This window comes from Pauljensenia sp. C0254C2 (assembly GCF_056583835.1).
In genome coordinates this window covers 95,617-116,652 of sequence record NZ_JBWPJO010000004.1, presented here as the reverse complement: position 1 = coordinate 116,652, position 21,036 = coordinate 95,617, and the positions used below count along the sequence as shown (strand labels likewise).

General features: G+C 59.5%; 19 protein-coding genes. 9 read left to right on the top strand and 10 right to left on the bottom strand.

Going from position 1 to position 21,036, the window contains the following annotated elements:
- Nucleotides 1-19: 19 nt before the first annotated feature.
- Nucleotides 20-439: a metallopeptidase family protein gene (locus AC1DA5_RS04575; RefSeq protein ID WP_480289374.1), complete on the bottom strand. Its 420-nt coding sequence runs from the start codon at nt 437-439 to the stop codon at nt 20-22.
- Nucleotides 440-535: 96 nt separating this feature from the next.
- Here AC1DA5_RS04575 and AC1DA5_RS04570 point away from each other — a divergent pair, with 96 nt between their 5' ends.
- A complete protein-coding gene (locus AC1DA5_RS04570) occupies nt 536-1,009 on the top strand; it encodes a DUF3499 domain-containing protein (protein WP_480289435.1) in 474 nt (157 codons plus the stop codon).
- Nucleotide 1,010: 1 nt separating this feature from the next.
- On the opposite strand, the gene AC1DA5_RS04565 is transcribed toward AC1DA5_RS04570, so the two are convergent.
- Complete coding sequence (locus AC1DA5_RS04565; protein WP_480289373.1) at nt 1,011-1,850, bottom strand: RDD family protein; 840 nt, start codon at nt 1,848-1,850, stop codon at nt 1,011-1,013.
- Nucleotides 1,851-1,935: 85 nt separating this feature from the next.
- On the opposite strand from AC1DA5_RS04565, the gene AC1DA5_RS04560 reads away from it, so the two are divergent.
- On the top strand, nt 1,936-2,862 hold the full coding sequence (locus AC1DA5_RS04560; protein WP_480289371.1) for a stage II sporulation protein M: 927 nt from the start codon (nt 1,936-1,938) through the stop codon (nt 2,860-2,862).
- A 6-nt stretch (nt 2,863-2,868) separates the two neighbouring features.
- Here AC1DA5_RS04560 and AC1DA5_RS04555 read toward each other — a convergent pair whose 3' ends face one another.
- Genes AC1DA5_RS04555 through AC1DA5_RS04535 form a run of 5 tightly spaced genes read right to left on the bottom strand, consistent with a single transcriptional unit; the run spans nt 2,869 to nt 8,614 of the window.
- On the bottom strand, nt 2,869-4,248 hold the full coding sequence (locus AC1DA5_RS04555; protein WP_480289370.1) for a DUF58 domain-containing protein: 1,380 nt from the start codon (nt 4,246-4,248) through the stop codon (nt 2,869-2,871).
- On the bottom strand, nt 4,245-5,243 hold the full coding sequence (locus AC1DA5_RS04550; protein WP_227469282.1) for an AAA family ATPase: 999 nt from the start codon (nt 5,241-5,243) through the stop codon (nt 4,245-4,247). Before AC1DA5_RS04550 ends, AC1DA5_RS04555 begins: the two co-directional genes overlap by 4 nt.
- 19 nt (nt 5,244-5,262) lie before the next feature.
- Nucleotides 5,263-6,444: a hypothetical protein gene (locus AC1DA5_RS04545; protein WP_480289368.1), complete on the bottom strand. Its 1,182-nt coding sequence runs from the start codon at nt 6,442-6,444 to the stop codon at nt 5,263-5,265.
- On the bottom strand, nt 6,441-7,172 hold the full coding sequence (locus AC1DA5_RS04540; protein WP_480289366.1) for a DUF4129 domain-containing protein: 732 nt from the start codon (nt 7,170-7,172) through the stop codon (nt 6,441-6,443). Before AC1DA5_RS04540 ends, AC1DA5_RS04545 begins: the two co-directional genes overlap by 4 nt.
- A 14-nt stretch (nt 7,173-7,186) precedes the next feature.
- Nucleotides 7,187-8,614 (bottom strand): DUF7847 domain-containing protein, encoded by a 1,428-nt coding sequence (locus AC1DA5_RS04535; RefSeq protein ID WP_480289365.1) that lies wholly within the window; start codon nt 8,612-8,614, stop codon nt 7,187-7,189.
- Nucleotides 8,615-8,777: 163 nt separating this feature from the next.
- Here AC1DA5_RS04535 and mtrA point away from each other — a divergent pair, with 163 nt between their 5' ends.
- From mtrA to secA, 6 genes are all read left to right on the top strand, one after another.
- The gene (gene mtrA / locus AC1DA5_RS04530) at nt 8,778-9,458 is read left to right on the top strand and encodes an MtrAB system response regulator MtrA (protein WP_480289363.1); all 681 of its coding nucleotides are present in this window, start codon (nt 8,778-8,780) and stop codon (nt 9,456-9,458) included.
- On the top strand, nt 9,439-11,097 hold the full coding sequence (gene mtrB / locus AC1DA5_RS04525) for an MtrAB system histidine kinase MtrB (RefSeq protein ID WP_480289361.1): 1,659 nt from the start codon (nt 9,439-9,441) through the stop codon (nt 11,095-11,097). The genes mtrA and mtrB overlap by 20 nt, the downstream gene beginning before the upstream one ends.
- Nucleotides 11,094-12,833 carry an LpqB family beta-propeller domain-containing protein gene (locus tag AC1DA5_RS04520; protein ID WP_480289359.1) on the top strand — a complete coding sequence of 580 codons (1,740 nt, stop codon included), beginning with the start codon at nt 11,094-11,096 and terminating at the stop codon, nt 12,831-12,833. The genes mtrB and AC1DA5_RS04520 overlap by 4 nt, the downstream gene beginning before the upstream one ends.
- A 114-nt stretch (nt 12,834-12,947) precedes the next feature.
- Nucleotides 12,948-13,655, top strand: a complete 708-nt coding sequence (locus AC1DA5_RS04515) for a ComF family protein (RefSeq protein ID WP_480289357.1) — start codon at nt 12,948-12,950, stop codon at nt 13,653-13,655.
- 177 nt (nt 13,656-13,832) lie between these two features.
- Nucleotides 13,833-14,507, top strand: a complete 675-nt coding sequence (gene hpf, locus AC1DA5_RS04510) for a ribosome hibernation-promoting factor, HPF/YfiA family (RefSeq protein ID WP_058237022.1) — start codon at nt 13,833-13,835, stop codon at nt 14,505-14,507.
- Nucleotides 14,508-15,180: 673 nt separating this feature from the next.
- Entirely contained in the window at nt 15,181-18,159 is a 2,979-nt protein-coding gene (gene secA / locus AC1DA5_RS04505) for a preprotein translocase subunit SecA (RefSeq protein ID WP_092648707.1), read from the top strand.
- Between the two features lie 85 nt (nt 18,160-18,244).
- Here secA and AC1DA5_RS04500 read toward each other — a convergent pair whose 3' ends face one another.
- Nucleotides 18,245-18,727 carry an Rv3235 family protein gene (locus AC1DA5_RS04500; RefSeq protein ID WP_083314439.1) on the bottom strand — a complete coding sequence of 161 codons (483 nt, stop codon included), beginning with the start codon at nt 18,725-18,727 and terminating at the stop codon, nt 18,245-18,247.
- Nucleotides 18,724-19,872 carry a LysM peptidoglycan-binding domain-containing protein gene (locus AC1DA5_RS04495; RefSeq protein ID WP_480289354.1) on the bottom strand — a complete coding sequence of 383 codons (1,149 nt, stop codon included), beginning with the start codon at nt 19,870-19,872 and terminating at the stop codon, nt 18,724-18,726. Before AC1DA5_RS04495 ends, AC1DA5_RS04500 begins: the two co-directional genes overlap by 4 nt.
- 117 nt (nt 19,873-19,989) lie before the next feature.
- On the opposite strand from AC1DA5_RS04495, the gene AC1DA5_RS04490 reads away from it, so the two are divergent.
- Nucleotides 19,990-20,562 carry a hypothetical protein gene (locus AC1DA5_RS04490; RefSeq protein WP_092648705.1) on the top strand — a complete coding sequence of 191 codons (573 nt, stop codon included), beginning with the start codon at nt 19,990-19,992 and terminating at the stop codon, nt 20,560-20,562.
- 7 nt (nt 20,563-20,569) lie between these two features.
- Here AC1DA5_RS04490 and AC1DA5_RS04485 read toward each other — a convergent pair whose 3' ends face one another.
- A complete protein-coding gene (locus tag AC1DA5_RS04485) occupies nt 20,570-20,785 on the bottom strand; it encodes a helix-turn-helix domain-containing protein (RefSeq protein WP_058237829.1) in 216 nt (71 codons plus the stop codon).
- Nucleotides 20,786-21,036 lie beyond the last annotated feature (251 nt).

Sequence of the window (21,036 nt, the reverse complement as noted above, 5' to 3'; positions counted from 1 at the left end):
GCGGACCGGACTGAAGCGACTACATGTCGAAATACTCTTCGAGCTCGTCGGGCGGAATCGCCAGAATATGCGAAATACGGTCAGCCAGAATCTGACGCATCACCGTGTCCATGTCTGAGCGCGCGTTGTGCAGCTCCATCGCCCGGCGATACACGACGATACGGTCACGCAGCCCGCGCCGGCGATCAGCGGGAAAAATGCGGGCAATGACCACCGAATGGTCCTCCCACGCAGCAGGATCGGACGGTGGAACATCCTCCACACCGAATTCAATGGTCGCCACAGCTGGCCACCGTTCAGTCAGCTCACTGACAGCATCTTGAACGCAGCGCACAAACTGTGCGCGCCGCGTCATGCGCGCAGGGATACCCGGCACAAACTGTGGTCCGCGCATCCCTCGTCCGTGGCGATCACGACGACCTTGACTCCGTGTAGGCACATGGTCACTGTAAGCGATGGCATGGCGAAAATGGCAGTCAACCTTGGGTGTGCCTCCACGCAACCGGCGTCAGGCCACCCTACAGTAGAAGGCGTGATGCTGGCTCGACACTGTTCCAAACCCGGATGCGCAGGGGCTCCTGTTGCAACATTGACGTATGACTATGCCGATTCGACGGCCGTCCTCGGTCCACTGTCAACAGCGAGTGAGCCGCACGCATACGACTTGTGTGAACGCCACGCGAATAATCTGACTGCCCCTCAAGGATGGCAAATCGTGCGTTTGCAGAGCTCGTTTGACCCGGCACCACCATCGGCCGATGACCTGATGGCGCTCGTTGACGCAGTCCGCGATGCCGCCCACACCGATTCAGCCTCACCAGTGGCTCAATGCGTCGCGCACCACGCCCAACAAGGCGACCCGGCTGCCCCTTCGTCAATTGACGGGAAAGACACACTCAACCGCCCCTGGCAGGCTGAACGCGGTCCCTTCGCTGGTGATCACGAGGCCAGAAAATCACGGTTCCATGTGATTACGACACAGGGAATGACTCCTGAGGACAAGGAATAATTCAGGCAGCACCGATCTCAAAAGGCACGGCGCCTGTGCGTGACCTTTGAACTTCATCACGGTGATGGCGACGCACGTCGCGCACATACTCGCGATTACGCAATGTCACCAGGAATGCCGCGATGAAACGCTCCGCATCAGCCGTGGGCGGGGCAGGTGAGACATACTCCAGCAACGAGTGGGCGTACTCCGATGTGAGCTGAGCGCGCTGAGCTGGCGACATGGTTGCGATCGTGCGCATCAGATACAGGCCGTACGCCCTCACGTCACTTCCAGGATCAGTGAACAACGCAGTGTCAGCCCATCGCTTCAACTCCGGTGGCATCACCAGGGGAACAAAATGTGCCGGCTCAGGCAGTCGGACCACGATCGTTCCTGCAGCGATATCACCCAGACGCTTTGACTGCTTGTTGACCAGCGATGTCACCGCGGCAACCGACCCCATCGTCATGAAAATTTCCAGGAGCGCGGACACCGCTCGCATCGCGATCTGACGCATCGTGACAGGACCACCGTCATCTCGAACAACCTGCAGGTGGAACGCCCATTTGCCCAGTGAGCGACCATGCGTCAAAAACTCCACAGTCATCGGGGCGATCAGGAAGATCATCACCATCGTGCCGATGACACCGATGCGTTCCCGTGACCCTGAGTCAAAGGTGCCCAGAAACGCCATCAGCAAGAACACGCTGCCGAAGGTGGCGATATACACATACATATCGATAAGGAGAGCCAACCCACGCACCACGGGGGAGGCGGGGTAGACGTCCAGGGAGACACCCTCGCCGGTTTTCAACCGGTTATCGGAAATCTTGCGTACGGGCGAGACGTTTGGGCTCATGTATGACATGCTAGCTCGAGTGGACATAGATGCGCTGAAAGCTTCGCGGTCGCCTTCATGGGATCGACTCCATACGCTTGCACGGATGCGCCGCCTGGACGGCGATCAGATTGACGAACTCAGCCTGCTGTACAGGCGTGCATCTTCGGACCTGGCGATGATACGCGCCACCATGCCTGATCCGGACCTCATCCACCAACTGTCCAACGACCTGGCGCGAGCGCGTTCACGCCTGACCGGAACGTCAGGCGCATCCCTGGTTGGCATGGCTCGATGGTTCAAAGTGACGCTGCCTGCCGCACTGTACGAAGTGCGGTGGTGGACAATCGGCATCATGGCGTTGTTCCTGACGATTACCATCACTGAAATTGTGTGGCTGGGACGCAACCCCGCTGCCATTGAAACGCTGATGGAGCCAGAAGCAGCACGATCATTCGTCTTCCACGACTTCGTGGAGTACTACTCACAAGACACGAACGCCCAGTTTGGCGCATCCGTATGGTTTAACAACGCATTTATCGCCATCCAGATGATCGGCGCGGGTATCACCGGAATCATGCCGTTCGTGATCATTTACAGCAATGCTGTCTCCATGGGGGTAACAGGTGCGCTGGTTGTGCACTATGCGGGGCCAGCTTTCTTCCTGCATTACATCCTTCCGCACGGTCTGCCCGAGCTGACGGCGATCTTCATTGCCGGTGCGGCAGGGCTGCGCCTGTTTTGGGCATTGATCAGCCCTGGTGGTACCACCCGCGGACGAGCCCTTGCGCGAGCTGGCAGGTCAATGGTGGTGATTTGCGGCGGCCTGGTGATCCTCCTGGCAATCTCCGGTTTCATCGAAGGATTCGTGACGCCATCATCCTTGCCGAACTGGATTCGCATCGGCAGTGGGGTACTGGTCATCACCGCACTGTGGCTGTACACGTTCATCCTCGGAGGGCGTGCCCACAAGCTCGGGATCATTGGCGATCTGGAATCGGATGCCGGCTACGCGCAACCCGTTGCTGCCTGACTTGTGCTAGGCCAGTCCCTGGCCTTTCAGCTGCACATACAAGTCAGCCAGTTTGGCGCTGAGCAGACCCGCCGACACGTCGAGCGTCATCACACCGATGCGATTGAGGTCCTCACAGGCCTGACGGATCTCACGGCGGGCAGCGGAAGCAGCTGCCGCACCATACACCTGATCAATCGTGTCAGATTCTGACAGCATGTGATCCAGATGCGGGTCACGCGCCGAGGCTACGACCACACGATGATTGCGCGACAGGGCTGCCACAGAATCCACAAAGTCAGGATCTGACCCCAACGGCGGAACTTCGGTAACCAAGACCAGCAGCGAATGGTGATGCACCATGCGCCCTACTTCCACGATCACCTTATTCCAGTCAGTAGGTTCAACGGTGGGCTGCACGCCGGCAAAATCGATCGCCAACTGGTTGAGAAGGCGTGGCCCCGTCAGACCGCTGACACGGGCACGCACCTGACGGTCAACCGCCATCACGTGCACCTTGTCCCCACCTCGATCAGCTAAAGCTGCCAGAAGCAGCGTTGCCTCAATACCTGAATCCAGGCGAGGCGCCGACCCGACATCCACCACGTCAGCGTCATGCGTATGTTCTTCAACTACTGACAGGTCGCTGCTGCGAATCATCTCCACATCTGTGGGGCCCAAAAGCAGGGATCCTGCGCGCCCGGTATCCACAACGATCACCACGTGGCGATCTCTTTCAGGGCGCCACGTGCGCACCATGAGGTCGCGTGAGCGGGCAGTGGCACGCCAGTCAATGTCACGAGGGTCATCACCGATGACATACTCGCGCAGAGAATCAAACTCGGTGCCCGGTCCGCGCAGAACCGTGGCCGTCGACCCATCCAGATCGTGGAGGCGCTGCAGCCGGGACGGAAGCAGGCGGCGCGAGCGGAACTCCGGGATCACTGTCAGCGTCAGGTCAGCGCGCAACGACACCTGACGGGACCCCAGCCGAAGAGGACCCCACGTGCGCACGGTGACAAAATCAGAAAAAACCGTGCCACGCCTGGCAGGAAAAATCGCTGTCCGCAATCGCGCCTTACCGTGCGCCTCGAGACGCACATGGTGACGATGAGGCTCCTGGCGCACCGACGGCGGCCATGCATCGCGCACATCCATGTGCACGACCCTGCCGGAGGGATTTGCCAGAGTGAGGGTGCAGACTGAATCAGTGCCGGCACGAATAGGTGAAGGCGTCTCCCTCGTGACTTCCAGCCTTCGCGGCGAAAGCGCGAGCGCACTGTCAACCAGCACCATCGCCACCACGAGGAGGAACCACGCGACCGTCAATGCCATCGTGGGGAAAAAGATGATGGGGATGATGCCAAGCGCCGTGAGGGCGACAGCTCTCCACGAAGGGATAATCACCGTGGAACCGCCACCGTCGCCAGGACGTTGTTGATCACTGCCGTTTTTGTCGTACCTTCCAGTTCTGCTTCAGCATTCAGTGAGAGACGATGCGCAAGAGTTGCCGGCGCCATCGCCTTGACGTCATCAGGAGTGACAAATGATCGACCCATCAGGAACGCCCACACCCGCGACGTGGCCAACAGGGCGGTACCGCCTCGTGGCGAGACGCCGAGCGATGTTGCCGGGGAACGACGGGTTGCCTGGACAAGATCGACGATGTAGGCGATTACTGCGTCGTCCACGTTGATGTGCGCAGCAGCCTTTCGGGCCAGAGCCAGATCATCAGCCGTGGCGACAGGTTCCACTCCCGCCTGCCTGAGCTGCAGAGGATCGAATCCGCGCTGGTGACGCGCCAGCACTTCCCGTTCCACATCTGCCGGCGGAAGCGGCATGTCGAGCTTGACCAGGAAACGGTCCAGCTGCGCTTCAGGCAGGGGATAGGTTCCCTCCTGCTCAACGGGGTTCTGCGTGGCGACCACCATGAACGGCTCACGCAGACGATGAGTCGTGACATCAACACTGACCTGGTGTTCTTCCATTGCTTCAAGCAAAGCGGACTGGGTCTTTGGCGGGGTGCGGTTGATCTCATCGGCCAGCAGGATATTCGTAAAGACCGGGCCTTCGCGAAACTCGAAGGACGAATCGCCCGCGTTCCACACCATCGACCCGGTGATGTCAGCCGGCATCAGGTCGGGCGTGAACTGGACTCGTGTCATCTCAAGATCCACAGCCGCAGCAAGGGAGCGCACCAGCAGTGTCTTCGCAACGCCGGGCACACCCTCAATCAGTGCATGTCCGCCTGCCACGAGCGCAATAATCAAGCCGGTGACGGCCTGATCCTGGCCGACAACCGCTTTGCTGATCTCGGAGCGGATCCGCAGCAAGGATTGCTGGGCTGACTCGAACTCTTCTTGAGAGAACTCGTGAGAAGACTGGTGAGGTGGGGTGCTCATCTGGTCATTGGTCATCTGGTCACTCATGGCGAATATCAGCCTCCAATTGTTTGAGTTCCTGTGCAAGGCGGGCAAGATCCTGATCGTTGGTGGGGGCCGGCCCCCACAATGTGTCGTCAGCACGCATCACATCCACACCTGAGGCTCTAATCGCCTCGGTCAGCGCGGCGCGTGAGGAATGGTCGGTGACCCCCAGGCGGCGGGCAATCCTTCGTGCCGTGTGGACGCGCAACGACGTGGCTGCGTGGGCGTGCGCACGGTTGGAACGCAGGAGTCGTCCTCGTCCCTGGACGGTTTCAATGGCGGGGACAGGCGTGGGCAGGTTTTCAGGAACGAGGCGACCAAGGCGCACGCCTTTGACCCACGCCAGCATTGCCATCGTCAGGCCCAGCAGTAAAATTCCGTATTTGAGCCACAGCGGCATCGGAGGGGCAGGTGCGGCAACCGTCGTGCCGGCGTTCAGTGAGCCCACGAACCACACCAGGTTCGCGTTGCGGCCCAGGGTGTTCAACGCCAACGCAGCATTACCCGCCTGAGCGATCGTCTTGTTCTGCACCACCGCCCCGCCGGGAATAATGGCGCGGTACTGGTCACCCTCGATCTTCTCAGCGTAAGCAAACTGGCCGGAAGACTGCTCGAAGCACCCGGTCCACGGTTCGTGCACGCTGACTGTGACCTCGGACTTCGAAATCTTTCCGGCCCGCTTGGCCGCCTCGGACCGGCACGTTGAATCCTCCAGCAAACGAACCGTCGCAGGGACGTCCGGTTTCAGGACACCAGGCAGAAGCTGGGACGTGCCGGCAAACTTGACGCCGTTGAATTCCGGGCCGGTCATCTGACCGTTCGCGATCCACACGATTGAGTCGATCCGGTCGGTGTACATCTGAAAATTCAGTGGCACCACATCTCCTGCGACTGCGAGCGTGGTATCAGGCTGCTGAGCGCGGGCGATAGCGTCCTCCGGCGAAGACGTGACGAAGACATTCACCCCTTGTTCGCGCAGGACTTCAATGAGGGCGGCCGAGCCTTCATCGTGCAGATTTCCGGCGGAAAATGGGCGCCGATCCTGCGAATTGGTCGGGATAATCAGCAGGAGCGCCATGCACGCGACAATGATGCCGATCAGGATCAGCAGGGGTTTGCTTTCGCGCAGTCGTTGCCGTGCGGACAGCGTGGCGACCGTGGCTCGTTGCTGATTCACCTGGCCCCCTGGGCTGAGGGAACACGGTCAGCGTCTGAGGGTGAGTGTTCAGATACTGAGCCGTCTGGAGACGAGTCGCCTGACGGTGGGTCACCTGCGAGTGATTCGCCTGAGGAGGTGCGTGAAGTGCGTAGCGCTTTCGTCAGTGTCATCAGGCGGGTGACATCGTCACGTGTCGGAGTTGACCTGCCGTACAGGACAGCATCGAACAGCGCGGCCGCATTGACGAGGGAGTCGCGCGAGTCTGGAAACTGCGCGCTGGCAGCCGTGGCCGCTTCATGAGCGGTCAGGCCAGGCGTGGCACGCACGACGTCACGCTCGTCAAGACTCAGGACCAGGTAGCGCATTCCCCAGATGAACGCCTGCGCGAAGTCCGCCTCTTTCAGATAGCTAGATGCGTTGTCATGCGCCTGGCGTGCGGAGACGTCCTGGTCGGACATGACCGAATGAGAACGCACACGGTTGCGCAGGCGAATGGGGTTGAGGATCAGCGCGACAATGAGAAGCACGGCAAAGACAGCCAGCGCCACCATGAGAATCTTGAAGCCGGGCAATGTAGGGAAAGACTGCTCCTGAAGAAATCGCAGGATGCGCTGCAGGAGTGTCTCACCGGACTTGTCGACGGGGTCTGGAAACTGATAGCGCGTCTTGGAAAGCTCGCGTTGGAGCCACTCCTGAGCCTCTGGGGCATCCGGAGTGACGGGCACGTCCAGGTTGACGATTCGCATCAGTGGCCTGCCAGTCAGGCGCGGGCAGCTTGAGCCAGGGCGGGGCCGAGGTTTTCCTTGCGCATGCGTTCATCGACATACATCAGTGTCGTAAAGCAGGCGACGACCGGCAGCGTGACGGCTTGCGCGATCGTTGTGCCCAGGACGGACGAGACGAACAAAATGGTGGGGGAGCCGGTCAATGCGAGCAGGCCCGTGACGGCACCGACCACGCCGCTGGCGACAGATACAAGCGCAGTGAGCAGAATGTAGATCAGCGCGTAGCGTCCGAATGTGCGCCAGAAACTGCCTTTGGTCAGCTTCCATGAGCGTTTGATGGAGTCGATCAGACCGGAGCGTTCGATGACGATGACGATTTCGACGTACAGGAGTCGAATCAGCAGGAACAGGTAGACCAGTGAGACAATGAGTGCCGCGACGGTGGCAACAAGGAGCATGATGGCAATGCGCTGCATGTCGCTTTCCTGAGCACTTCCCAACTGAGTGAGCACGAAGATCATCAGCGCACCGATGGCGATGCTGGGGATCGACAGGAGCAAACCGTACAGGGACAGCACGCCTACGCGTGACTTGATCTGGTTCCACGCTTCCGCCAGTGTGCACGCCCTGCCCAAAACAGCGTCCTGAACGGTTGCGCACAGCACGCCGGTGACCAGCACGGTGGAGATTGTCAGAAGAACGGTGGTAGTCACCGCGTTGATACCGAGGTTGGTGGCGATGCTGGACAGGTCGGACAGGATGAAGTCAATGAGAACGGTTGGGTCTTCGTCAGTTTGGTCGATCAGCGGGAAAAGCTTGTTGAAGACCGAATCGACCGTCAAAGACGAGATGATCGCGGTGATCACTGCGACGATCAGGACGACGACAAGGGTGAAACCGAAAACAACAGACGGGTTCGAACGCATCGCACGGAACGTTCCCTCGAACAGTTCACCGATCTGGAGAGGGCGCAGCGGAATGACCCCTGGCTTGGGGTCACCCAGACCCCATTGCTGCGCCCGAGGAGCATTCTGCGGGGCAGGGCCGGCACCGGGAGCAAAGTTCTGATCACCGCTCCCTGGCGCCGAGTGGTCGCTTGCATGCGACCACTGGGCGGAAGCCTGTGAGGCTGGTTGGCCGGGTGCGGCGAATTGGTCAGATCCATTGGCAGGCGGAGCGAACGACGTGCGCTGTCCCCACCGCGGAGGCGGAGCACCCCAGGATGAATCAGGCCCTTCACGTGAGTCGGAACCTGGCCTATAGGCTCCGGCGTGGCCAGATGCCCCGCCGGTAGCGGCGGAATCAAATTGCGATGCGGAAGACGCGGATCCAGAACCTGGTGCTGACCAGGAAGCGTCGTGGCCGGCTTCGGGCGCGGTCTGATTGGCCTCGTAAGGCGGAGACGACGATGCGCCCTCCGATGCCGATTGATCGAATGTACGCGACTGATCGCTTTCACTCATGGTCTGACTCCTTGGACATTAGTGTCAGTGCAGTGATCGTTTTTAATCGTGCCATGAAGTCATGGACAATTCTATTTTTCACGACCGTGAGTGCCACAAAAGGAACGGAAGTTGAAAGCGGGTCGACTGTAAAAATTGTCCATTTCGTGACACTATTGTGATTATGGCAGCACATATCCTGGTGGTAGATGATGACGTCGCACTGGCGGAGATGATCGGCATCGTCCTCGAATCTGAAGGCTTCACCGTCACCGCAGTGGAAGACGGTACTCGTGCGCTCGATGAATTCCACACCGATGCTCCAGATCTGGTGCTGCTGGACCTGATGCTGCCGGGAATTGACGGCATTGAAGTATGTCGTAGGCTTCGGCGCGAATCCGACGTTCCCATCGTCATGCTGACCGCGCGCTCCGACACTGCTGACGTGGTGGCCGGACTTGAAGCCGGTGCAGATGACTACGTACCCAAGCCGTTCAAACCCAGGGAACTTGTCGCCCGTGTGAAGGCCCGCCTGCGAGGTCGAGACGAAAGCGCCGAGGAACACCTGCGCTTGGGCGAACTGTCCATTGATGTGGCCGGACACGTGGTGCGCCGAGGCGGCGAGACGATCGCGTTGACACCGCTCGAATTCGACCTGCTGGTTGCGCTGTGCCGCGCCCCGTGGAAGGTATTCACGCGCGAGGAACTACTGGAAAAAGTGTGGGGCTACCGTCACGCTGCCGACACTCGTCTGGTCAACGTCCACGTCCAGCGTCTGCGCTCGAAGATTGAACGCGATCCGGAGCGCCCCGAAATCGTCATTACTGTGCGCGGAGTGGGGTATCGTGCCGGAACAGGGTCGTGACACTGCGCCGGAATCGGACGCGACCACTCGGCAACCGCGCTGGCATGAACGCCTGTGGCTCTGGCAAAAGGCACGCAGCTCGCTTTCAGTGCGTATCGCCCTGTCACTGTGCGCCTCGGCGCTGGCACTGCTGATTATCTTTGCTCTGATCACGTCCGAGCAGCTCACCGACAGTGTCTTCGATAACAGGAAAGACGCCATCTTGGAGGACGCTGGTGTTCGATTCGCTTCCGCGCAATCCATGTTCGACCAGTCGACAGCCTCCAGCCCTGACCAGGTTCAGGAGCTGGCGCGTCGAATGGTGGCTAATGTGCGTGGTTCAGCTGCCGGCGCCGGAGCAGTGTCGGTGATGGTGCTTCGCTCGCCCTCGTCCGACACTAATTTCCGCATCAACGAAATTATCAACGTCGACTACTTGACAACCATCACGGACCCACTGCGTGACGCGGTTGTTGAATCGACCAGCGGTCAGTGGCAATCCGTGGCGCTGCACGACAGGGATGGCAGTGAACAGCCGGGCATCATCGTCGGCTCTCAGGTCAACCTGCCGCGCGCCGGGCTGTACGAAATGTACATTATCTACTCGCTCAAACAGGAACAGAACATCATCACGATGGTGATGCGCTCTCTGGGCTGGGCCGTCATCCCTATTGCGATCGTGTTGCCGCTGGCAGTTTTCCTGATTCTGTATCACCTGATGGGTCCTGTGCGCATCACCTCGTCCGCCGCATCGCGACTGGCCGAGGGCGACCTGCACGCACGCGTACCGGTGACAGGTGTCGACGAAATGGCTCGCTTGGGACAGGCCTTCAACAACATGGCGGATTCCCTGCAACACCGCATCACCGAGTATGACGAGCTGTCGAAACTCCAGCAGCGTTTCGTCTCCGATGTCTCACATGAACTGCGCACCCCGCTGACCACAATCCGCATGGCGGAAGTGATGATCTGGAAGGATCGCGACAACTTATCCCCATCGACGAAGCGATCTGCCGAGCTCCTTCACGAACAGGTCGAACGCTTTGACTCCATGCTGGCTGATCTGCTGGAGATTTCCCGTTATGACGCCCGAAGTGCCCTGCTGGATGCCGAGTCCACGGATCTGCGTGCACTCGCAGCGAAAGTGGTCAACGATCACAATGAACTGGCTGAGCGTCTCAACGTGCCGATCATCATCCACAACCCAGAAAACAGATGCGACGCAGAGATCGATTCGCGCCGCGTCGAACGAGTTGTCCGCAACCTCGTTGTCAATGCGATCGAACACGCGGAGCGCCGCGCCGTTGATATCGACATTGCCGCCACCGACACCGATGTCGCCCTGCGGGTGCACGATCACGGCGTGGGGATGAGTGAAGAGACCGTTTCCCATGTCTTCGACCGTTTCTTCCGAGCCGACCCCGCTCGCACGCGCACAACGGGTGGAACCGGGCTGGGTCTGGCAATTGCGCGCGAGGACATCAACCTGCATGGCGGCACCATTGAAGCCTGGGGCGTGCCGGGAGCAGGATCCTCATTCGTCATCACGTTGCCGCGCAAGGTGGGCACAGCCGTGGCATCCCGCCCGCTGGAACTTTGGAAGGATGAATGGGGCGAGGGGCGCGAGGATGGTTCGTCCGAAGGAGGCGCGGCGGAATGAGGCTGAATCGAATCGCGCGTGCATGCGCTATGCGGCACCGGTCAGCAGGTTCGCACGTCTCGCAGTCGCCGGTCCTTATGCGTGCATTCGCATGCGCAACAGGCATTGCGATGGTATTGTCAGCTGCTGCCTGCTCAGTGTTGCCGAGTGCCAGCTCACCTCACCCGTTCGACGTTCCCACGCCATCAGCCGAACCGGTTGAAGTGGCGGCAGGGGGCCCGGCCCAGGGCAGCACCCCGGACATGTTGGTGTCCGATTTTCTGCTGGCGTGCGCTGCCGGTACAACTGATGACTTTGCAGCGGCGCGCCTGTATCTGACTGAAAAAGCTGCCCAGACGTGGCAGCCGACCACAATGATTCAGGTGTATGCGACCGCGTCAACACCCTCGACACAGTCGCAGGAAGGAACGGGCGATGTGACGACAGATGTCACCGCCCCCGCGGTCGCAACAATCGACGCCAACGGTTTGCTGACACCCTCCGAATCGGGTTCTCAGATCGCACGGTCGTTCCACTTGGTCCAGGAAGATGGTCAGTGGCGCATCGATTCTCTGGACGATGGGGTCATGGTGTCGGAAGCTTCCTTGACAGCCTCCCACCAGCTCGTCTCCTTGTATTTCCCGTCCAATGACGGGGGAGCGCTGGTGCCTGATCCGCGGTGGTATCCGATTCGCCGCCTGGCTACTCACCTTATGGAAGGACTCCTCGCGGGACCGTCCCAGTCGATCGCGCCGGCCGTCACCTCGGCGATTCCAGAAGGCGTAGCCCTGGGCGCTGGAGGAATCAGCGTTGACAACCAGGTGGCCAGCGTGGCACTTAACGGGCAGGTCGCGCCGGTACAGGACCCGACGGAACTGTACTGGCAGATCTACACCACGTTAACGCAATCCACGTCCGTCACCTCGGTGCGCATTGTGTCTGAGGGTGCGACGATCGGGGACCTGGCAGTGCCGCTGGGTCCCGACTATCGCATGGACAGTGCGGTGGGGATTTCAGATACAGGTTTTGTCAGCGTATCTGGCAATTCCACGCGCCTGCTTCTTACCCCGGAGCAAATTGGGCCAGACGCGTCAAAGCCGGCAATTGGACCCACCTCTGATGCTGCGATGGCGTGGGTGGGGCAGGACACTGTCTATATTGCTGACGGTGATGGCGGGCAGGTCGCGCATCCGGTCGCCTCGCCATCATGGCCCTCAGTCGACCGCTTCGACATGGCGTGGGCAACGTCGTCAACCACGCCAGGTTCTCCCATCTACATCATGGGGCTGGGCGGCACCTACATTGAGCTCCCCTCACCATTTGACCACTCCCACACTATTCACTCGGTGGAGGTCTCACCCGACGGTGCGCGCCTGGCTCTGATCCGCGAAGTCGGTACGACCCGTTCGGTGTGGGTCGCGCCGATCGTGCGTGACCCTCAGGGAGTGCCGACCAGCGTGGGCACGCCCATCCAGGTCAGCGCCACGTCTGCCACGGTCAATGACGTGTCGTGGGCTGGCACCGTGACGCTCGTGTTCGACGAGTCTGCCTCGGATTCTTCACCTCAGATCCGCATCGAGCCCCTGGGTGGATTCGGCTCCACCATGCCTGTGCCTGGTGAGGTCGAGATGATCAGTGGAGGGGCGATACCCTCGAACATCTACATCCGCACCCGAGAAGGGAACCTGTATTCGCGTTCAGGGTCGGTGTGGCAGGCCGTGGGCGCCCCCGTTCGCGAGATTTCCTATCCGGGCTGAGACGGGTTATCCACAGAACGGCCCGTGTGAGTCGACACGAGGCCCCTAATGAGGTCTGCTGGAGGAGTGGATTACGCCGACGCAACTCACCTTTTGCATCACACATTGACGAGGGTGTCCCATGCACTGTCGGACCTGATCTTGCCCGTGCAATGCGTGGGGTGCGGTAAATGGGATGCGATTCTGTGCGAGCGTTGCCGTGCCATTGCCACGAATGATCCGGGCACCTGGCAGGCGGTTGAGGTGAACGAACAGCAGATGATCATGGCGTGGGCACTGGGTGAATATGCGGGAGCGCTGCGTTCGATCGTTCTGGCTGCCAAGCATCGTCCACGCGTAGATCTGAGTGAATTTCTGTGGCGCTGTGGGATCACGCTGGGGGAACATGTGGCGCGCGAGGCGGCGTGGCGAACACTTGATGCGGATGAAATATGGGTCGTGCCGGCTCCGTCACGCTTTGCCAGGCGTTTTCGCGGACAACTCGTGGCGCTCGATGTGGCGCACGGAGTAGCGGTGGGTCTGTCGCATGCGCGCGTTGATGCTGATGGTGGGCGCTCGCGGATGCGTGTACGCGTCATCGATGCAGTGCGCTTGCGTGTGGGAAGCAGCAGCCAGTCTGGGAAAAGCGGGGCTGCTCGCGCCGCAGGACGCAGCGGGTCGATGATTCGGCGTGTCGATATTGTGCCCAAAGTGAACGTCATCCTCGTCGATGATGTGATGACGACGGGGGCGACGGTGCGTGAAATGGCGCAAGTGCTGGGGCCGCCGGTTCAGGCGGTCGTCACTCTGTGTCGGGTCAGTGCGACAGGCACACCCCAGTAACGTGAAATACGTCACGACCATGCATTATGATGGAAGGCACATAACAGAAGGCAGGTCGGTTCCGTAACGTCGGGCCTGCCGCGATACAGGGGGTGATAACAACACTCACCGCTCATCGCAATGAAGCGTGAGCACTGTTGACGTGGGCACCGGGCCCACTGAATCTCTGGAGGAGACATGGACATCACAATTGTCGGACGTAATGCCGAAATCCATCCGAATTTCCGTGAGTACGTTGAAGAGAAGGTGTCGAAGACAACGCAGTTCTATCCGCGGGCACAGCGCGTGGACGTGGAATTGACCCACGAAAGGAACCCGCGGCAAGCCGACACCGCTGAGCGTATCGAGCTGACGGTCTACGGGAAAGGCCCCGTCATCCGTGCCGAAGCAACCTCAGCGGACCGCTATGCGGCAGTTGATATCGCAGCGGGAAAGCTCTTTGAAAGGCTGCGTCGTGCGCGCGACCGCGCGAAAGATCATCGGCGCCATTATCAGCCACACCCGCATGAGGAGTTCGATCCGCGCACCCTTGAATCCGAACTTGAACCCGAGGCAAAGCCAGCCGCCGCGCCTCGTGCCGAACTGAAGAGCGCGTACGACCTCAAGCCGGGTGAGGCCCGTGAAGAACAGCTGGGTGATTCTCCCGTCATTGTCAGGCAAAAAGTCCATGAAGCTGAGCCGATGAGTGTGGATGAGGCGCTCGACCAGATGGAACTGGTTGGTCACCCATTCTTCCTCTTCGTCGACAAGGAAACACACCAACCGTGCGTGGTGTATCACCGTCACGGCTGGACCTACGGTGTGATCCGCCTGAATACTCGAATCGGAGAAGGCGAATCGCGAGACGACTAGGCGAAATAGGTCAAAGCATCGGTGTAAGCGCTGACCTGATAGCCATCGCGCTGGCCTGTTGTTCATAGTGCTGTCAGTTCATCGTGCTGACCTGTTAGTTCACAGCGCCGGCCTGATAGGTCTTGGCGTCGGCTTAACCGCTGACTGGCCCCTTATGTGGCCCGCTGCCTTGGCAGCGGGCCACACCTTTGTATGCGTGAAAGCTGTACCAGCGATCGGTGCTGCCGCCGCGGACGCGTCTTGTGCCTTTCTCCCTCGTACCCGCTCTCGCGCCGCCATTCGCGCGTGCTCATCTCTTGAGCCCGCGCCTTGTACGGGTTCATCCTTCATGCGTGCCCCTCTTGCCCGCCTTCTGTGCCCCAACTGTCGATCTCAGCTGACTGCAGCGAAGGGCGGATATGCCTATACGCCTGTGACCTGCATGGCTAGAGACAAGTTTGGCGTGGCATCTGTGCGGTAGGGCGCGAGATCGACAGTTGGGGTTGTGGGGGAGTGAGAGGACGGTCGAATACGCGACGACAGGGTGCTGAGTGTGGCTGAGAGCGAAAGAGTTGAATGCCATTAATCGTTTGTGGCAGATTTTTCGTAGACTGTATAAGCGTGATATGCGCCTTTTAACTAGAGTGCGTGCACGTAGGGGCAAAGTGCCTCGAATGAGACGTCAGGAGAACCGGTGTCACTGATTGACAAAATCCTCCGAGCTGGAGAAGGACGAACGCTGAAGAGACTCGAGCGTATCGCGAACCACGTAGATGCACTTGAAGAGGATTTTAAGGCACTGACCGATGAAGAACTACAGGCTAAGACCCCCGAATTCAAGAAGCGCTACGAAGACGGCGAGACGCTGGATGAACTGATGGTGGAAGCGTTCGCCACAGTTCGCGAAGCTGCCTGGCGGACGCTGCGTCAACGGCCATTCCACGTCCAGGTGATGGGCGGCGCTGCCCTGCACATGGGCAACATTGCCGAAATGAAAACCGGTGAAGGTAAAACTCTGGTTGCCACGATGCCCTCGTACTTGCGAGCCCTCACCGGCAAAGGCGTCCACGTGGTCACCGTCAATGACTACCTGGCGCACTATCAGTCAGAGCTGATGGGACGCGTCTACCGCTTCCTCGGCATCAGCGTCGGATGTATCCTCACCGGCCAGACCCCAGACGAGCGACGCAAACAGTACGCCGCCGATATCACCTACGGCACGAACAACGAGTTCGGGTTCGACTACCTGCGAGACAATATGGCTCAGCGCACTGAAGACATGGTGCAGCGCGGCCATGCCTTCGTCATCGTTGACGAGGTTGACTCGATCCTGATTGACGAGGCGCGTACGCCTCTGATTATTTCCGGGCCGGCGACCGGTGATGTCAACCGGTGGTACACCGAGTTCGCGCGCATCGCGAAGCTGCTGGAACGCGACGTGGATTACGAAGTCGACGAGAAGAAGAAAACGGTTGGCATCCTGGAACCCGGCATCGATAAAGTCGAGGACCAGCTGGGCGTGGAGAACCTGTACGAAGCCGCCAACACGCCGCTGATCGGTTTCCTGAACAACTCCATCAAGGCTAAGGAACTCTTCCACCGCGACAAGGACTACATCGTCAGTAAGGGCGAAGTCCTCATTGTCGATGAACACACCGGACGTGTGCTGCCCGGGCGCCGCTACAACGAAGGTATGCACCAGGCGATCGAAGCGAAGGAAAAGGTCCAGATCAAGGCTGAAAACCAGACGCTGGCAACCATTACGCTGCAGAACTACTTCCGCTTGTATCCTGAGGGGTCACGCTCCGGTATGACGGGTACGGCTGAAACGGAAGCCGCCGAATTCTCCAATACCTACAAGATGGGTGTCATTCCGATCCCGACGAACCGGCCGATGATCCGTAAGGATCACTCCGACCTTGTGTACCCCACGCTGAAAGGCAAACTCAACGCGATCGTTGAGGATATTGAGGAACGCCACAAGGCTGGACAGCCGATCCTGGTGGGCACGACGTCTGTGGAGAAATCCGAAGTGCTGTCCAATATGCTGCGTCAGCATCACATCTCCCACCAGGTGTTGAACGCCAAACAGCATGAGCGTGAAGCTCAAGTCGTGGCAATGGCTGGCCGCAAGGGCGCAGTCACCGTTGCCACCAACATGGCTGGCCGTGGTACCGACATTATGCTGGGCGGCAACTCGGAGTTCATTGCGCAGTCCAACCTTGCTGCCAAGGGTCTCGATCCGACTGAGAACGCTGAGGAGTACCGCGAGGCGTGGCCGAAAGCACTGGAGGAAGCCGAAGCGGCAGTTGAAGCTGAACGCGAAGAGGTGCGCGAGGCCGGTGGCCTGTACGTCCTGGGCACTGAGCGCCATGAGTCGCGACGCATTGACAACCAGTTGCGTGGTCGTTCCGGCCGTCAGGGAGATCCGGGCGAGTCTCGTTTCTACCTGTCAATGGAAGATGACCTGATGCGCCTGTTTAATTCAACGATTGCGCAGCGCATTATGGCCTCGAACGCATACCCGGAAGATATGCCACTGGAATCCAAGGCTGTGTCACGCTCCATTGCCAGTGCACAATCGCAGATCGAAGGCCGTAACGCCGAGATCCGCAAGAACGTCCTCAAATATGACGACGTGATGACTAACCAGCGCGAGTTGATTTATGACCAGCGTCGTCAGGTCCTTGAGGGTGCCGACCTGCAGGATCAGGTATCCTGGTTCATGGATCGTCTGGTTGAATCACTCATTGCTGAGCACACGCAGGAAGATTCGGCTCACGATTGGGATCTGAACGAGCTGTGGGCAGCGTTGCGCTCCTACTATCCGGTATCAGTGAGCGCCAAAGAGGTGGCCGAAGCTCACGGCGGGCAGGACTCATTGGTGCGCGATGACCTGAATTTTGAAATCAGGGGTGACATCCACACGGTTTATGAGCTGGGCGAGGAGCAGCTCAACCAGAACCCGTTGGCAATTCAGCAGCTCGGGGAAGATCCGATGCGTGACCTCGAACGCCGTGTCGTGCTGGCGACGGTCGACCGCCTGTGGCGCGAGCACCTGTATGAGATGGACTACCTCAAGGAAGGCATCGGCCTGCGTGCAATGGGACAGCGCGATCCTCTGGTCGAATACAAGGCTGAGGGCGCGCAGATGTTCCAGGCGATGATGGAGCGTATCCGCGAAGAATCGGTTCAGCAGATCTTCGGCTACCTGCACCAGTTCGAACTCGCGTGGCAGCGTCTGCGCGAACAGGGCGTGCTCTCACCTGCTGGTGAACAGGACGATGAGGCTGCTGAAGAAGACACGACCGGAGCGCTGGAAACTGCTTCAGCGCTGTGGGATTCGGAGGATGACGCCAAGGAAGGGAACTCCGACGAGGCGTCAGAGGCTGAACGTGAACAGCAGCGCCGGATTCGTCAGATGCAGCAGGAAGCCGAGCAAAAAGCTGCAGCTTCGTCTGCAGCGCTGGCGCGTGCTACATCTGTGATGGGTGATGTGGGCCAGCAAAAGCAGGCAGCACGCTTGAAGTATTCATCGAGTAACACCGCTGGCGAGGCGTCGCCTGCTGGCGGTCGGGCTGCTGGACGAGGCAGGAGCGGTAACGCGGCTTCGTCTGGCGGCGGGAACCGTGCGCAGCGTCGTGCTGCGGCCAAGCGGAGGAAAAACCGCTAAGGCATCGATACCTGGCAGGCGAGAGATCCGCTCTCTTTGCAGGCGAATTCCCTATGTCTCCTGACAGGTAGTGCGCGGACAGATTCTAAATGATGTCGAGAGCGGTGGCGAGCCATCGCCCTCGAAAATCTTCCAGCCTCAGCGCTGCTGCCCTGATCCGGCCGCACACCGCAAAGACGACGGTGGTTTCAAACGTCCCAGGTTTGATGGCGCACGTGCTCACTGACATGACGCGACATGGGGCAGGGCTGGTGCGCCGCGCGGGGAGCGCGCCGCCCGGATCGAAGTCCGTGGCATCAATCTGGTCGTAGAGCCCCGGCACGACCCACCGTCGAAGCTGCATGATGGGTCTGCGTCCCAGCAGAACCTCAATGATGCCGCGCGTCAGGTTGGCTGCCCACGTCCCTGCGTCGGGCAACGTGTCGCGCGCAATGGGGCGCGCCGGATCGGGCTTGAGGCGCTCTTCAAAATCGAGGACGAGCGGGGTGGGCATATCTCGACGCATATCCCATCTCAGGCAGCCATCTGTGCTGCGGGAGTAACGTTCGGCTGCGCGTATCGTGCTCATGAGTTCTCCTTAGGGGGAATCGTGATAACTGTTCCTGGGTGGATCAGGTCAGGATCGTCTCCGATTACCTCAGCGTTCGCATGGATCAGTCGCTCGACATGGCGGGCGATCGTGGCATCGGATGCTGAGGCGGGGAGGGATGTTTCAGCGATCGTCCACAGACAATCGCCAGGCTGGATTTCGTAGTGGGTGGCGCTGCCCGTGTTGGACGAAGCGGTGTTGTGGGTGGGGGCGGGCGAAGCATCGTGTCCTGCGGCGCCAACACCGTGTGAGTGGACGGATGAGGCTGCCTGTCCGGCAGAACTTAAACCGTTGGAGGAAACAGGTGAAGCAGGCTTCCCCGAGGAATCGGTGCTGTATGCGTGCGAGGGGGAGGCGGGCTGCTTGGATGAGTCGGTGCCCTGGGAAGCCGATGATCCAGCAGGGTGGCTGACTTGAGGCGGAGTGTTCTTCGCAGATGGTGCAGAGTGCTCGGTCTGTGTCGACGGCCCAGAGTGCGAGGGTGCCATCGCGTTGCCTTCTGGTTGAGTGTCGTGTGGCATCTGGTGAGAAGGGGAGGGAAGCTGTGCGCTTGGACCTCCTGATTGCGCTGTCGAAGTGGATTGTGCGGTCAACGCTGGCCAGGTCAGATCATCGGGAATCGTGGAGTCACCCTCGTCGATGGAAGAAAAGGGAAGAACGTGCGTGGCAGATGATGTACTGGTCAGAGAAGGGGTGGAAGGCGTGAGTGGCGCGGCAAAAACCGGCATTCCAATAGCGCTGATCGCGGTGGTCGACACGCTCAACGCCAGAGCATGACGCGCGATTACTGCGCGTGCCTGCTGCGTGCCGAAGCGACGAATAAAACGAATGAGAGCCCGCGACAGTGCATCAGTGCGCGACGAAGCTGTCGCGAGGAGTGCCAGGAAGACGCAGAGCTGGTTCCATGCCAGAAAAACCGTTGCAACACAGGCGATGATCAGAGCAATCAACAGCTCCGGTCGATACAGATCACCTGATCGCACAATGAGGACAGCGAGGTAGGCGGTCAGTGCCAGGAGAGGTACACCTGCCCAGGCAGTGACCGTCACCAGCCCACGATTGCAATCAGTTCCATCCATGACATCCGTCTCGACTACGTATCCAGACCTACTGTCTCCATTCATATCGAACTTCTTTCGTGTCAGTTGATGTTAGTTCGTAAGAATTGATTAGAGTGTGCACGAAAGAATAATTGATGTCAAGTGGTGGCAGTTCCTTTTACTTTGTGCCACACTGTGCGCATGGATCTGGATCGCCTTCTGGCAGACTTAAGTGCGCGCTTCGATGCTGAACGGCGCGAGGAAATGGACATTCTTGTCGACGAGCTCGCAGATGTTGAGTGTGCGCGTGTAACGATGTCAGCGCGCCTGCTCGCGACGCGGGGGAGTAACTTGAACGTCTTACTGCGCGGAGGTGAGCGCATGACAGGGATCGTTCGAGACTGCGCGCGTGAGTGGATTGTGATCGACAATGGGGTACACATGGTGCTCATCCCGGCTCACGCCATTGTCGCAGCCTGGCCGCTGGGAAGTCGCGCAGCCGATGAGTCAGCGCTGGCACATGAGGTGGCGATCAGTCACGTTCTGCGCGCGCTGAGAGATGAGAATGTGTACGTCGTCATCGACCATGAAGGCGGCCAGCACGCAGGATACGTCTGTGCTGTCATGGGTGACCACTTTGATCTTGAAAGCATGTCCAGCGGGCAGGCTCTTGACACGCGTGACTTCACCACTCCAGTCGTCATGTCGCTGTCGACGGGTGGGATACGCACGCTGCGTGCGCCGAGCCAGATGGCAGATTCGCTGATGATCTGACGCGCCGTTAGCTGTGAGCCGATTCGACCTTCATGCGCTCACGAGTAGCCGCGTACTGATCCTGAATGTACTGCTCGAGAACACTGGCTTCAACCCGCCATGCCTTCTTGCCGCCAACCTGGATTGCAGGAAGTTCCCCCGACGTCACCAGTGAACGGGCGGCGGACATCGTCAGGTTCAGTGTTTCAGCGACGTCGGCCAGTGTCAGGAATCGTGAAGTCATATCCATATCATGACATTTCCTTTCAGTTCAGTAAAGCTTTATTCACTTGTTGTGGATATAGTGCGGTGTTCATCGAAAGTTGCGTGTCCACTTTGTGAGCATGTGGACGAGGCGAGAGGACTCCTCGACGAGGCCTCATGTGTGAAGATGCAGGTCAGAGCGAACTGACCGCAAAGGCAGTGTGTGGGGGCGAGCGGAAGTTTTTGTGGATAACTCCACATCGAGGAAAAAACCGGGCATGATGTGGGAGT

Excerpts from the sequence above, each read along its gene's own strand:
- AC1DA5_RS04570 (WP_480289435.1), top strand. The coding sequence starts at position 536 with ATGCTGGCTCGACACTGTTCCAAACCCGGATGCGCAGGGGCTCCTGTT.
- AC1DA5_RS04565 (WP_480289373.1), bottom strand. The coding sequence starts at position 1,850 with ATGAGCCCAAACGTCTCGCCCGTACGCAAGATTTCCGATAACCGGTTG.
- AC1DA5_RS04560 (WP_480289371.1), top strand. The coding sequence starts at position 1,936 with ATGCGCCGCCTGGACGGCGATCAGATTGACGAACTCAGCCTGCTGTAC.
- AC1DA5_RS04550 (WP_227469282.1), bottom strand. The coding sequence starts at position 5,243 with ATGAGCACCCCACCTCACCAGTCTTCTCACGAGTTCTCTCAAGAAGAG.
- AC1DA5_RS04540 (WP_480289366.1), bottom strand. The coding sequence starts at position 7,172 with ATGCGAATCGTCAACCTGGACGTGCCCGTCACTCCGGATGCCCCAGAG.
- AC1DA5_RS04535 (WP_480289365.1), bottom strand. The coding sequence starts at position 8,614 with ATGAGTGAAAGCGATCAGTCGCGTACATTCGATCAATCGGCATCGGAG.
- mtrA (WP_480289363.1), top strand. The coding sequence starts at position 8,778 with ATGGCAGCACATATCCTGGTGGTAGATGATGACGTCGCACTGGCGGAG.
- AC1DA5_RS04520 (WP_480289359.1), top strand. The coding sequence starts at position 11,094 with ATGAGGCTGAATCGAATCGCGCGTGCATGCGCTATGCGGCACCGGTCA.
- hpf (WP_058237022.1), top strand. The coding sequence starts at position 13,833 with ATGGACATCACAATTGTCGGACGTAATGCCGAAATCCATCCGAATTTC.
- AC1DA5_RS04500 (WP_083314439.1), bottom strand. The coding sequence starts at position 18,727 with ATGAGCACGATACGCGCAGCCGAACGTTACTCCCGCAGCACAGATGGC.
- AC1DA5_RS04495 (WP_480289354.1), bottom strand. The coding sequence starts at position 19,872 with ATGAATGGAGACAGTAGGTCTGGATACGTAGTCGAGACGGATGTCATG.
- AC1DA5_RS04490 (WP_092648705.1), top strand. The coding sequence starts at position 19,990 with ATGGATCTGGATCGCCTTCTGGCAGACTTAAGTGCGCGCTTCGATGCT.
- AC1DA5_RS04485 (WP_058237829.1), bottom strand. The coding sequence starts at position 20,785 with ATGACTTCACGATTCCTGACACTGGCCGACGTCGCTGAAACACTGAAC.